Here is an 11809-nt window from a genome sequence, read left to right as displayed (position 1 = left end):
GTCCGAGGCGACACCCGCGGTGTGTCCGTGCTCCCCTGGCCGTCCGCCGCCGCCGCCGTCGGCCTCGGCCTCCTGCACGCCCTCGACTGGACCGGCACCGCCCGCAAACGCCTCAAAGCCGGAGACCGACTCCACCCCACCCAACACCCCCTGGTGACCGCAGCCCTCCTCTCCGGCCACCACACCCCCCTCTGGAACGGCGACCGCGAACTCAAAGCCCAGATCTGGCCCGACCAGTTCCCCGACTGGTTCGGCATCGCGTTGGCCACCAGCGGCCACGCCGCTGCACTCCTCTTCCCACACGTCACCCCCGACGCGCCCCCGACCGCCACCCCCGGTGGCCAGCTCGCCGATCACGACTTCATGACCGGCCCAACCGAAGACCGCTACCCCGATGTCTTCGGCCTCGCCGGCGGGGTCGACGGCGGCGGCACCACCGACGCACGCCACCACGTCACCGCCCGCCTGACCGACCTGCCCCACCACACGATCACCGTCGGCCACGACACCGCAGCCAACGCCGACTTCCTCAACACCCTCCTGCTCTGAGTTGAGTTTTTGGTGATCTGAGGAGGCAACCTGTATTCAGTGAGCGTTTTCAGCGATCATCCCGGAGCGTGAATGGTTCTGTGAAGTTGACCGGCCTCTGATCTGCATTAGTGCTCAGCCTTTGCGGATCCGCCCGTCACCCGATCGGTAGCCGTTCTGAAGAAGCTCAGTGGCCAACTGAAAACGCTCAGTCGGTCCAGCTGGTCAGGTGCGCAGGCGGTGCCCGACGGTCGTCCACGGGTTCTCCAGCGCCTGCCACCAGGGCCAATGGTCGGGGAAGTGCCAGGTCGGGGTGCGTGCACCCGTGGCGAGGGGGGCAGGGACGGCGGCGGACGGCGCCGGTGCGGGCCTTCGCGTGGAACGCGGAGGCCCGGGCGCCGAGAGCGCGAGTGAGGTTGTGGCTGAGAGCGGCCAGGGTGAGCCAGGTGGCGTTCGCGGTGAACTTCCCCGACGGCAGGTGGCCGAGGGCGGAGTCCTCCAGGTCGGCGGAGACCTGCTCGATGACGGCGAACGTCGCCGCGGCCGTATGGGAGGATTTCACTTACGAGGTGCCTCGCTGATTGGGGCCGATGGAAGCGTAAAGAACTCTCATCATCCCAGGTCGGCAGGCGCCTCTTCTATATCCGGGGCCACCCGAACCGATCACCAAACGATGGATCCAGGCTCAGGCGTAACCCCAACCCGATTCGCCGCAGGTTGAATAATGGACCTGTCGACTCCCGTATTCTCCGAGGCATACCTCGTAATGTACGTAGGCCCCCTCTTGGAGATTGTAATTGCAGTCCGTCATACCGTTCAGAGCGCCATTGGAGTCCCAGCAGCGGCGTTCTTCGCCGGTCGGGTCGTTCCACAGCACGACAGCCGACTTTCCGTCAGCATAATCGTCCGAAACCCTGATGTGGTCGCCGTAGCTCAGGAAAACACCTCGGGCCTTGTACCCGGAGCTGTCGACGACCACTGGCCCGTCCGATCCCGCGGACGCACTGGTGGACATGGCGACGGTGACCGCGAGAGATGCGATCGTCACGCCGAGGAGCTTACCGATCTTATGGGGAACTTTCTGCATCCCGCTCATTTCTCTCACTTTCGATAGCGGAGGCGCCAGAGAAGTGATTCGGTTTTCCTGAAATGGTGCAGGGGCGAGTGAGTCAACCACGTTGACGAGTGCCTGTCAAGTGAAACTGAAGTCGAAGAGCCTCGACACCTTCTGCTATTTGATGCAATATCCGTGTAGATGTGGACCTGTCCGCGCAGTTGAGTGCTCGGGTTGCGTTGCTTCCGGGACGTCGGCCCCGTTTCTCGTAGGCCGCGTTGTCCGGTGGATCGCGAGTCCGGGCTCGCCGTGGACAGGTGGCCAGTGCGACGTCGCAGCGAACTCGTGGACCATGCGCGGCCCGTGTGATCGGCTGAGAACGTCGAGGTAGGAGTTTGAGCAGGTCAGGGCGGTGGTGTAGTCCTGCATCGCCTGGTCTTGAAAACCGTCGTGGCAGCGATGTCACCGTGGGTTCAAATCCCACACCCTCCGCCCAGGTCAACAAAACCACAGCTCACAAGGGCTGTCTCAGGCTGACTCGCCGGTATCCCGGGGTTGACCAGCGTTTACGGACCAGGCGCGGACCAGGATCACTGCTCGCTCACCCCTTCCTCAGGGTCTGTTTCGGCGGCGCTGAGGGCCTGCTCGATGCGTTCGTTGGTCTGCTGTTGGCTGCCGTGGATGACCTTGGCGTAGAACCGGAACAGCACGGCGATGCTGTGCCCGGCCCGACGCGCCACCTCGGCCGGGGCGACGCCTGAGCTCAGCCAGAGGGAGACACCGGCGTGCCGCAGGGAGTAGGGCACCGAGGCGAGGGGTGTCGCCGCCTCCTGGGGCCGAGGACAGCCAGGCGGGCCGCTTTCCAGATCTCGCCGTACTCCCTGGACAGCACGTGGCCGCCGCGGTGGGCCCGGAAGAGGCGCCCGTCCTCGGCGGTCCCGTAGGTCGTCAGGTGCTCGCGGAGCATGGCGACCAGGACGGGCGGGATCGGGACCGGGCGGGTGGTCTTCCTGGCCCGGCGCTTGAGTCCCCGGGTGTCGAACGACGCGCCGGTGTCCGTCCATGCCGAGCCGACACGTGGTGCGGTGTCGGCAAGCAGCAGTTCACCCCATCCCGTCTCGGCAGCGTGTAGGCGGTGCGGGACAGGGCGGTGACCTCGGCCGGTCGCATCGCGGCGTAGTACGGGCAGCCGAAGAACGCGTGCAGGTGCTGCCCCCGCTGTCCTTGGTCCCGCACCGCTGCGATGAGTTGCTTGGCCTGGCCGGCCCGGGGACGTAGCGGAAGTCGATCTCGTCTTCACCACCGACTGGAGCCCGGGCGTCGTCGAAGGCCGTGTCAGCGCTCAGACGGCGTCCTGGCCGGCCCCGTCCAGGGCCACTGTCAGGCTTCGAGGGCGCAGGTCCGTCCAGGTCTGCTCGACGTGGTCCAGGCAGGAGGCGCGAGTGTCCGGACCGTGCACGATGCTCCACCCGGCGGGCAGAGCGAAGCCGTCCGGCCACAGCGAGCACTGGTTCTCGTCGTTGCGCAGCACGAGGAAGGTGCCGTCCTCGTCGTCGAAGGGGTTGCTCATAGGGTCCTCCGGGGATGGTCGGGTCAGGTCATCGCCACGAGGATGCGGCGCTCGCCGGTGTAGGGCTCGCGGCCGTGCGCCATCCGCATATTGCTGACCAGCATGATGTCGCCCTGCCGCCAGGGCAGTGCGAGCGAGGCACGGTCGTAGGCGGCGCGGATCGCCGCCAGGTCGGCGTCCGGGATGGGACTGCCGTCGCCGAGCAGGGCGTTGCGGGGCAGGCCGTCCTCGCCGTACGTCTCCAGGAGCACTTCGCGCAGGTCCGGCTCCAGGCTGGAGATGTGGAACAGGTGCGCCTGGTTGAACCACACCTCGGCCCCCGTGCCCGGGTCGACGGCAGTGGCCGGGCGGTGGTGGCGGGTGCGCAGGACTTCACCGTCCCATGAGAACTCCTGGCCGTGCGTGCGGCAGTGGCGTTCGACGTCGGCACGGTCCTCGGTCTGGAACGCCTCTTGCCAGCTCAGCCCCATGTCGGCGCGGAACGTACGGGTGTAGATGACTCCCTTGGCGAACCGCTCCCTGACCTCGGCCGGGATCAGGTCGAGGACGGCGCGGCTGTCGGCGACGGGCGTGGCCCCGCCGGTGCCCGGCGCGGTGTGGCAGAAGAAGTACACCGCGGACGGCCAACTGAGCGCGTACGAGTTCTCGTTGTGCATCGGGATGGGCTGGTCGGCGGGATACTCGGTCGAGGTGTAGATGTTCCCGGTGACCACGCTGCGCGGGGTGGACCGCTCGGTGTAGCGCAGCAGATCGCCGCCGACGGACCGGACGACGTCGTGGAAGCCGCCGACGCCATCGCCGTCGGCGGACAAACCGTGCAGCAGGATCAGCCCGTCGGTGGCGAGGCGCTCGCGCAGGCGCGGGCTGTGGGACCGCACCCAGTCGGTGCCCGCGTCGCCGAGCGCCCCCAGGTCGTACTCGGCGCCGGAGGTGAGCCCCTCGCCGCGGGGCAGGGGGGTGATCCCGCCGAGGGGGGTGAGCGTTAAGGACCCGGTCACTTGGGCTCTCCTTCGGCGATGAACGGGGCGACGTCCGGCTGGGCCGCGAGGATGCGGCGCACCGTGCGTTCGCGCAGGACGGTGGTGAGTTCGAGGCGGATGCCGGCCCTGCGGGCACCGGCGACCAGCTTCAGTGCGGTGATGCTGCTGCCGCCGGCCACCAGGAAGTCGGCGTCGGCACCGATCTCCGGGACACCCAGGGCCTGCGCCACCAGCTCGCACAGCAGGGTCTCGGCCCGGCCGCGCTCGCCCGACTCGTCGCTCTGAGCAGGGGGTTCGGGCAGCGCGGCCCGATCGAGCTTTCCATTGGGGGTGAGCGGCAGTTCGGGTATCGCGACGAACACCACTGGAACCATGTACGGAGGCAGCGCCCCGGCCGCGTGCCGCGCCAGGGCGGCGGGCTCGGGCGCGGCGCCGGGGCCCGGGGTCACGTAGGCGACGAGCCGACGGGCATCCGCCGCGCCGACGGCCAGGACCGCGCAGTCCCGCACGCTCGCATGGCCGCGGAGCACGGCCTCGATCTCACCGGGTTCGATCCGGTACCCGGAGACCTTCAGCTGCTCGTCCGCGCGCCCGAGGTACTCGAGGTCGCCGTCCTGGCGTTCTCGCACCAGGTCGCCCGTGCGGTACATCCGGGAGCCGTCGGCGGCGAACGTGTCCGGGACGAAGCGTTCCTCGGTCAGTTCCGCGCGCCCGAGGTAGCCGCGCGCCAACTGCACGCCCGCTACGTGGAGTTCGCCCACCGTGCCCGCGGTGACCGGCTTGCCCTCCACGTCGAGCACGTACAGGCGCGTGCCCGTGAACGCCCGCCCGATGGGCACGGCACCCGGGTCCACGGCGTCACCGGGGCGGACGACGTACGCGCAGCAGCCGACGGTCGCCTCGGTGGGCCCGTACTCGTTGACGACCGTGACGTCGGGGTGCGCGGTACGCCAGTGCCCGAGCGCGGAGCCGGTCAGCGCCTCACCGCCGATCACGAGCTGCCCCGTGGGCAGGCAGGGGTCCGGGAGCAGGCTCAGCAGGGGCAGGTGCGAGGGAGTGACCTTGAGGAAGGTGGGGCGAGCCGTGGCCGCGGGCGGCGGTTGTTCACCGGAGGCGATCGCTTTCAGGTCGAGGACGTGGATCGCGCCGCCGCTCACGAGCGGGCCCCACAGGCTGGTCACCGCCATGTCGAACGACACCGAGGAGTGCAGCACCGTCCGCCCGGCCAGCCCGTCGTAGCGGGCGCGGGCCTCCGCCAGGTAGGCGCCGAGCGCGCCGTGCTCGACCAGCACGCCTTTGGGCCGGCCGCTGGAACCGGAGGTGTAGATCACGTAGGCCGGATCACCGGCCCGCACCGGGGCTGCGTCGAACGGGCGGGCGGGCGCCGATGCCTCGTCCAAGGTGAGGGTGCGCCCCTCGTCCGAGGGACGCTCGGCCAGCAGCAGCGTGGCAGCGCAGTCATCGAGGATGTGTCGGCTTCGGTCCTGCGGGTCGTCGTCGGCGAGCGGCACATAGCCCGCCCCCGTCAGCACGACCGCGAGGAGCGCGGCGACCAGTTCGGGGCCGGGCGCCAGTCGCACGGCCACCAGCGTGCCTGGGCCCGCGCCACGTGCGGCCAGTGTCCGGGCGATACGCCCGGCGCGCACCTCCAGTTCGCGGTACGTCCACACCCGGTCGCCGTGTACGACGGCGTCGGCGTCGGGGGTCCGCCTCGCCTGGTCGAGGAAGGTGTCCCGCAGGGCAAGGGGCATCATCGGCTCGCCTCGTGTTCGCGAAGGAGGGCGGCCAGCGCGGCGGCGACCTGCGGGGAGTTCAGCAGATCGGCGCGGGCGACGTCGAAGCCGTGCTCGGTGTCGGTGAAGTCGGCACCCCGGTGCTCCCGGGAGGTGAGCGAGGCGGCGGTGCGCCACTGCGGGGTGGGCGGCACGTCGAGAGCCGCCGTCAGATAGGCCAGGTAGGAGTGGAGAAGGGTGACGAGTTCGGCGCCGAGCAGGGCGTCCACGCCGAGCCGTTCGCACAGCAGGTCGCAGCCCTTGCGGTACAGGGAGGCGTACTGCTCGGCGACCGGGACCAGCGCGTCGGGGGCGTGTGCCTCCTGGATCGCGGTCATCTCGGCGAGCAGACCGGCGCGTTCCTCGTCCGTGAGGACGTCCATGCCTTCGATCAGGCCGCGGAAGTCGCGGGTGAGCGTAGCGACGTGGGGGACGCCCGGGTTGAACAACACGACCTGCGGCCGGGTGCCCTCCCGTTCGCCAAGGACGTCGGCGAGGGCCGAGGCGAAGACGCTGCCCGCGCAGTAGCCGATGAGGGCACGCACCGGCCGTCCCGCGAGGACCGTACCGAGTCCCTTGGTCCACCAGTGCAGATGGCCGGCACCGGTCGCGGCGGACCAGTCGCCGTCCGGGGTGGGCGGGACCGCGTGCCAGACCTCGACCGGATCGGGTAGGAGGTCGCACAAGTGGCGGAAGGTGGCCTCCTGGCGGCCCGTTCCGTAGAAGTCGACGGCGAGTACGACGCCGGGTACGTCCCCTGCGCGGATGCGCGACCAGTTCGCCGCGTTCTCGGGCACGATCGGTTCACTCCTCGGGTTCGGCTTTGACGGGTGCGGTGCGGTCGAAGGGTTCGGCGGCGGTCGGCACGCTGTTCGAAGTTTCGAGTTCCAGGGTCCGGCGCCGCAGGACGGTCATGACGGCGATCGCGGCGGCCACGGCGAACGCGAGGGCGACCGTGAGGGCGGGGCCCCGGGAGTCGAGCAGCACACCGGCGGCGGCGCTGCCCGCGGCGAACCCTCCGTTGTTGGCGGTGGACACCCAGGTGTTGGCCTCGGTCGGGGCGGTTCTCGACGCCGTCACCAGATCGTTGACCAGCAGGTAGGCCGTGGTGAACAGCGGGGCGAGACACAGTCCTACGAGGAAGGCGAACGCCCCGGCAGGCACGGGGCTCTGGGTCAGGCACAGCGGCAGCACCGTCAGGGTGAACCCGGTGACGAGCACCGAGAACCGCTGCACCGGTGTCGAGCGCCAGCCGATCCGCCCGTAGGTGAGGCCGCCCACCGCGCTGCCCGCCGACAGCAGGGCCAGCAGGACGCCGCCCGCGCTGGGTGAGCCCGCGTGGTCGGCGATGAAGGGCAGCACGACCTGCAACACCCCGACGACCAGGCCGACACCGCCGAAGGACAGCACGATCGTGCGCATCCCGGGCAGGGCCATGGGCCGGCCGCGTGGCTGGTCCTCGGCGGGTTCGTCCGAGGCGGAGGTAGCGGCGGTCGCGGCGGACAGCACGAAGCACACGGTGCCGGCCGCGATGAGCACCATGACCGTGATCATCGACGCGAGCGGCGCGGCGAGCGCGATCAGACCGCCCGCCAGCAACGGGCCCACGGTGAACACCACTTCCTCGGAGACCGAGTCGAGGGCGTAGGCGGTGTGCAGCAGGGGCTGGCGGGTGTGCAGGATCTTCGCCCACAGGACGCGCATCGTCGGCCCGAGCGGCGGCGCGAACACACCTGCGACCGCGGCGGCGCCGAGCAGCGCCTCCGTGGGCGCCCCCGCTTCGGCCAGGGTGATCAGGGCGGCGAGCCCCAGCAGGTAGGGGACGGTCAGCCAGATCAGTCCGGTCCGTGAGCCCTTGCGGTCGATCAGCCGGGCCCGGGCGGGCGCGAACAGGGTGAGCGTGGCCGACAACGCGCCGGAGGTGAGTCCGGCGACGGCGAAGGACCCCGTCGCGTCGCGGACCGACAGCAGCAGCGACAGCGGCAGCACGGCGAAGGACATGCGTGCCAGGCAGCTACCGAGGAACGGCGAGCGGGCCTCGCGCACGGCCAGCACCGCGAGGTAGCTGGGTCTGGCGTCGACGTGTGTGTTCACGCCACCACCTCGGCGAGGTCCGCGGCGACGCGGGCGAGCACGGCCGCGCGGTCGGTCTCCACGAAGTAGTGGCCGCCTGGCAGGACCACGACCTCGCAGTCCCGCGCGGTGCACGCGCGCCAGTCCAGGGCGGTTCGCCAGTCGGTCCCGTCGTCGTCGGCGCCGATGTAGACCTTCAGCGGCAGGTCGAGCGCGGGGGGCCGAGGGCGATGGTAGCGGTCACCGGCGACGATGTCGGCGACCAGGACGGGCAGCACCGCTTCCATGAGTTCCTCGTCCAGCAGGGCGTCGTCCCACGGCCGTTCCTCCCGCAGGGTGGCGGCCAGCTCGCGCTCGGTCGCGGGACCGGAGTCGTCCGGCGGGACGTGCGGGGGACGGCAGGCCGCGGCGATGAGCAGGCTCGGGGCGCGGCCCAGCGCCGCGAGCCGCGCCGCCAGTTCGTACCCCAGCAGGGCGCCCATACTGTGGCCGAGGACGGCCGTGGGCAGGTCGCTGGGCGGCAGCGCCGCGCACAGCTGTTCGGCGGTCTCCTCCAGGGTGGCCAGGGACGGTTCGGCGAACCGGTCGCCGCGGCCCGGCAGATGCGCAGTGAGCAGCTCCGTTCCGGAGGGCAGCGCGGCGGGCCAGTCCTTGAAGACGGCCGCGGTGCCGCCCGCGTACGGCAGCGCGCACAGCCGCACCCGGGGCGGGCCGTCACAGCCGCCGCTGTACCAGGGGTTGATGCGGGTGAGCGGAAAGTCCATGTCGGTAGTCCCTCACACCAGCAGCGAGGTGGCCGACTGCCGCGCGGACCGGGAGCGGCGCAGATCCCGGGTGATGTTGACCCGCTTGAGCCAGCGGTCGCGGCCGTCGTAGGCGGCGGCGAACGGCTTGCGACCGTGTACGGCCTGGTAGTTGTCGACGAGCAGCAGCGAGCCCGCGTCCAGGGCGACGTACTGCAGCGCGTCCTCGATGAGCGTGGTGATGGTGTCGTACGCCCGCCGGGCGGCCGCGTCCCCGGGAGCCGGGCTCATGTAGGCCGGGTCGATCCGCAGGTACGGGTCTTCGGGGTCGCCGAACAGGACGGCGACGTGCTCCGGGGTGTCGTCCATCTCGGCGATCACCGCGAACCGTTCGGCGGATCGCGTGTCTGACGCGTTCTGCTCGGGCGTGTGCGAGGTGTCAGGACGGATCAGGTAGCGCGGCTCCAGGAGCGTGGCCCGGTCCTCGGGGGTGAGCCGGGACAGGTCGGGCCAGCCCAGGGTGGTCACGGCCCGCTGGTGGTTGCGCAGGCACAGCAGGCCGACGTAGTCGCAGCGCAGCGGGTGGAACGCGTCCTCGGTGTGCCACAGGAGCTCGGCCTTGCTGCTGGAGCCCATCTGCTCGGTCTCCTCGCCGGGGACGGGCAGCACGTCGTGGACGAGCCGACCGTTCTGCTGGGTGGCCCAGCCGAAGGCCTCACCGAGCAGGGCCGCGTGCAGCAGGAGCAGCAGTTCCTGGTTCCGGGTCCGCTCGGGGGTCGGGGCGGGGCGGGCCACGGGAGTCGGTCCGATCCGGTCGTCGTCGATGCCGAAGCCTGTGACGACGAGGGCACGCGGGCTGTCGTAGAGCCGCATCCCGGTCAGCTCGGTGCGGATGCGCAGTGGCAGTTCCTGTGCGGCGAGGCGGGTGCGGTGCAGCAGCGCCACGGTGGAGTCGACCGGTACGTCGGCCAGGGTGCGTAACAGGTCATCGACCTCGGTGCTCTCCTCGTGGGTGAGCGCGACGGTGCGCAGTTGGAGGTCAGTCATGGTTCTCCTCATCGAGAGCTGTCGCCAGCGCGGCGACGGTCTGCTCGCTCAGCAACTGCCGGACGGTCAGCTGGACGCCGGCCCGACGGCACCGGGCGACGGCCCTGATGGCGAGGAGGGAGTCCCCGCCCAGGGTGAAGAAGTTGTCGTGCACGCCGACCTCGGGGAGGCCGAGCACCTGCGCCCACGCGTCGGCGAGGGTCTGTTCGAGGCTGGTGCGGGGCGCGGTGGCGGCGCTGTCGCTCTGCCGGGCGGCGCGGCCCGCGGTGACGAGCCCGCCGAGTGCTCCCCGGTCGAGCTTGCCGGTGTCGGTGCGGGGCAGCGCGTCCACCTCGACGATCCGCGCGGGCAGCAGGTGGTCGGGCAGCCGTTCGGCGAGCCAGGAACGCAGCCCGTCGGCGGCTGGGTCCTCCTCGGTCGTGCGCCGATGCCGGGTTGGGGCGTTCGTCAGCCGGGCCGACGGCTCGGGCGTGGGGTGGGGGACGAGCAGCGTGCGGCCGCCGCGGGCGCCCCGCCGGACCAGCAGGACGTCCATCGCGCCCTGCGGATCTGCGGCGGCCCAGCTGACGCTCACCCGGTAGGGGGTGGAGTCCTCCAGCGTCCACAGGTCCTCGGGGTCGACGGGCGTCGTGCGTACGGGCCTGTCGAGCAGCTCGTTGTCGTGGGTCAGGCGGTCGTTGGCGACGCCGCGCACGAGCAGGGCGTCCGGGCCCTCGCGGTCCAGGAAGGCGGACAGTGACGCCAGGTCGTGGACCTGTTCGCCCCAGGTGACGACCTTCGCTTCCGGGGTGGCCGGACGGCCACCCACGTGCAGCACCACGTCGTAGCGGTACAGGCTCATCTCGTTGCGGTGCCGTCCCCGGCGGGGCAGGATCTCGACTCCGGTGACGCGGGGAGAGCGGGCCGCGAACGTGGTGAAGTACTCGGGGGAGACCAGCAACTCGCTGTCAAGGGCAGCGAGTTCACCCGCAGCGTGGGCCACGTCCTGCGCCGGGGCCCCGGGATCGGCGTGCGCGAGGGCCTGGCGGGCGTAGAACTGCGGGGCGAGGGCGAGGTTACGTACGTCTCCGACGAAGACGCGCCCCTGGTCGGCTGTGGCGTTGACGGCGCGGTCCAGGACCGCGTTGAGGTAGTCGCGGTCGGGGAAGTACTGGACGACCGAGTTGATGACGACGAGGTCGGTGGACGCGGCGTCGACGCCGGTGAAGTCGGTCGCCTCACGGTGGTGCAGCCGCGCATGGCGCGCGGGGCGGCGGCGTAGCCCTTCCCGGAGCCATTCCACGGCGGGCAGCGAGAAGTCGGTGCCGGTGTACTCGGCGACGTGCGGGAGCAGCCGCCACATGAGCAGTCCGGTGCCGCAGCCGATCTCCAGGACGCGCTTGGCCGGCTCGGCCAGGAGCCGGACGACGGTGCTGCCGACCCACTCCCGCATGTGCTCGGCGGGGATGGGCGCACCGGTGAGGCTGTCGTTCCAGCCCTTGGTGTTGAAGGTGAGTTCGCCGTCGACGGCGTCGATGTGGGTCGTCTCGAAGACGGCGTTCCAGTCCTTGACCTGGGCGCCCTGGTCGTCGTCGCCCGAACCGTTGTGCGGGCCAGGGGAGTCGAGGGCGACGAGGGCGATCAGCCGGGCGGTGCCGTCGTCGGCGGCCACGGTGACGGCGGCTTCCTTGACGGTGGGGTGGTGGGTGAGGGTGGCTTCGATCTCGCCGGGTTCGATGCGGAAGCCGCGGAGTTTGATCTGGTTGTCGGTGCGTCCGAGGTATTCGAGGGTTCCGTCGGGGCGCCAGCGGGCTCGGTCGCCGGTGCGGTAGAGGCGGCTGCCGGGGGTGTCGCCGTGGGGGTCGGCGATGAAGCGTTGNGCGGTGAGGGCGGGGCGGTTGACGTAGCCGCGGGCTAGTCCGGGGCCGCCGAGGTAGATCTCGCCGGCGACGCCGATGGGGACCGGCCGTAGTTGTTCGTCGAGGAGGCGGAGGCGGACGTTGGGCAGCGGGGTGCCGATGACGGGTACGTCGACGGGGTCGGACAGGTCGTGGCAGGTGGCG

At 70.9% G+C, this 11809-nt stretch carries 11 protein-coding genes and 1 pseudogene; 1 reads left to right on the top strand and 11 read right to left on the bottom strand.

Annotation, left to right across the window (positions count from 1 at the left end; translation table 11 throughout):
• The first annotated feature begins 21 nt into the window (after positions 1–21).
• Positions 22–549 (top strand): hypothetical protein, encoded by a 528-nt coding sequence (locus A3IG_RS29645; RefSeq protein ID WP_157862318.1) that lies wholly within the window; start codon positions 22–24, stop codon positions 547–549.
• Between the two features lie 204 nt (positions 550–753).
• Here A3IG_RS29645 and A3IG_RS35960 read toward each other — a convergent pair.
• The 11 genes and pseudogenes from A3IG_RS35960 to A3IG_RS0113275 all read right to left on the bottom strand — a co-directional run.
• Positions 754–1057 (bottom strand): annotated as a pseudogene (locus tag A3IG_RS35960) (IS1380 family transposase); the annotation flags it as partial.
• Positions 1058–1213: 156 nt separating this feature from the next.
• On the bottom strand, positions 1214–1624 hold the full coding sequence (locus tag A3IG_RS34250; protein ID WP_157862319.1) for a hypothetical protein: 411 nt from the start codon (positions 1622–1624) through the stop codon (positions 1214–1216).
• Between the two features lie 548 nt (positions 1625–2172).
• Positions 2173–2388, bottom strand: a complete 216-nt coding sequence (locus tag A3IG_RS0113315) for a site-specific integrase (protein ID WP_018384061.1) — start codon at positions 2386–2388, stop codon at positions 2173–2175.
• Positions 2389–2924: 536 nt separating this feature from the next.
• Positions 2925–3152, bottom strand: coding sequence for an MbtH family protein (locus A3IG_RS0113310; RefSeq protein WP_018384060.1), 228 nt, complete (start codon positions 3150–3152; stop codon positions 2925–2927).
• 23 nt (positions 3153–3175) lie between these two features.
• Entirely contained in the window at positions 3176–4150 is a 975-nt protein-coding gene (locus A3IG_RS0113305) for a TauD/TfdA family dioxygenase (RefSeq protein ID WP_018384059.1), read from the bottom strand.
• The gene (locus A3IG_RS0113300) at positions 4147–5886 is read right to left on the bottom strand and encodes a non-ribosomal peptide synthetase (protein WP_018384058.1); all 1740 of its coding nucleotides are present in this window, start codon (positions 5884–5886) and stop codon (positions 4147–4149) included. The genes A3IG_RS0113305 and A3IG_RS0113300 overlap by 4 nt, the downstream gene beginning before the upstream one ends.
• The gene (locus A3IG_RS0113295) at positions 5883–6701 is read right to left on the bottom strand and encodes a hypothetical protein (protein ID WP_018384057.1); all 819 of its coding nucleotides are present in this window, start codon (positions 6699–6701) and stop codon (positions 5883–5885) included. Before A3IG_RS0113295 ends, A3IG_RS0113300 begins: the two co-directional genes overlap by 4 nt.
• 7 nt (positions 6702–6708) lie before the next feature.
• The gene (locus A3IG_RS0113290; RefSeq protein WP_018384056.1) at positions 6709–7998 is read right to left on the bottom strand and encodes an MFS transporter; all 1290 of its coding nucleotides are present in this window, start codon (positions 7996–7998) and stop codon (positions 6709–6711) included.
• Complete coding sequence (locus A3IG_RS0113285; protein ID WP_018384055.1) at positions 7995–8741, bottom strand: thioesterase II family protein; 747 nt, start codon at positions 8739–8741, stop codon at positions 7995–7997. Before A3IG_RS0113285 ends, A3IG_RS0113290 begins: the two co-directional genes overlap by 4 nt.
• Before the next feature lie 12 nt (positions 8742–8753).
• Positions 8754–9767, bottom strand: a complete 1014-nt coding sequence (gene gntD / locus A3IG_RS0113280) for a guanitoxin biosynthesis L-enduracididine beta-hydroxylase GntD (protein ID WP_018384054.1) — start codon at positions 9765–9767, stop codon at positions 8754–8756.
• Complete coding sequence (locus tag A3IG_RS0113275) at positions 9760–11754, bottom strand: phosphopantetheine-binding protein (protein WP_456154801.1); 1995 nt, start codon at positions 11752–11754, stop codon at positions 9760–9762. Before A3IG_RS0113275 ends, gntD begins: the two co-directional genes overlap by 8 nt.
• Between the last annotated feature and the right edge of the window lie 55 nt (positions 11755–11809).

The sequence above is a fragment of the Wenjunlia vitaminophila DSM 41686 genome, assembly GCF_000380165.1.
GTDB lineage: Bacteria > Actinomycetota > Actinomycetes > Streptomycetales > Streptomycetaceae > Wenjunlia > Wenjunlia vitaminophila.
This window is presented reverse-complemented; position numbering and strand designations above follow the sequence as displayed.

Excerpts from the sequence above, each read along its gene's own strand:
- A3IG_RS34250 (WP_157862319.1), bottom strand. The coding sequence starts at position 1,624 with ATGAGCGGGATGCAGAAAGTTCCCCATAAGATCGGTAAGCTCCTCGGC.
- A3IG_RS0113310 (WP_018384060.1), bottom strand. The coding sequence starts at position 3,152 with ATGAGCAACCCCTTCGACGACGAGGACGGCACCTTCCTCGTGCTGCGC.
- A3IG_RS0113300 (WP_018384058.1), bottom strand. The coding sequence starts at position 5,886 with ATGATGCCCCTTGCCCTGCGGGACACCTTCCTCGACCAGGCGAGGCGG.
- A3IG_RS0113285 (WP_018384055.1), bottom strand. The coding sequence starts at position 8,741 with ATGGACTTTCCGCTCACCCGCATCAACCCCTGGTACAGCGGCGGCTGT.
- gntD (WP_018384054.1), bottom strand. The coding sequence starts at position 9,767 with ATGACTGACCTCCAACTGCGCACCGTCGCGCTCACCCACGAGGAGAGC.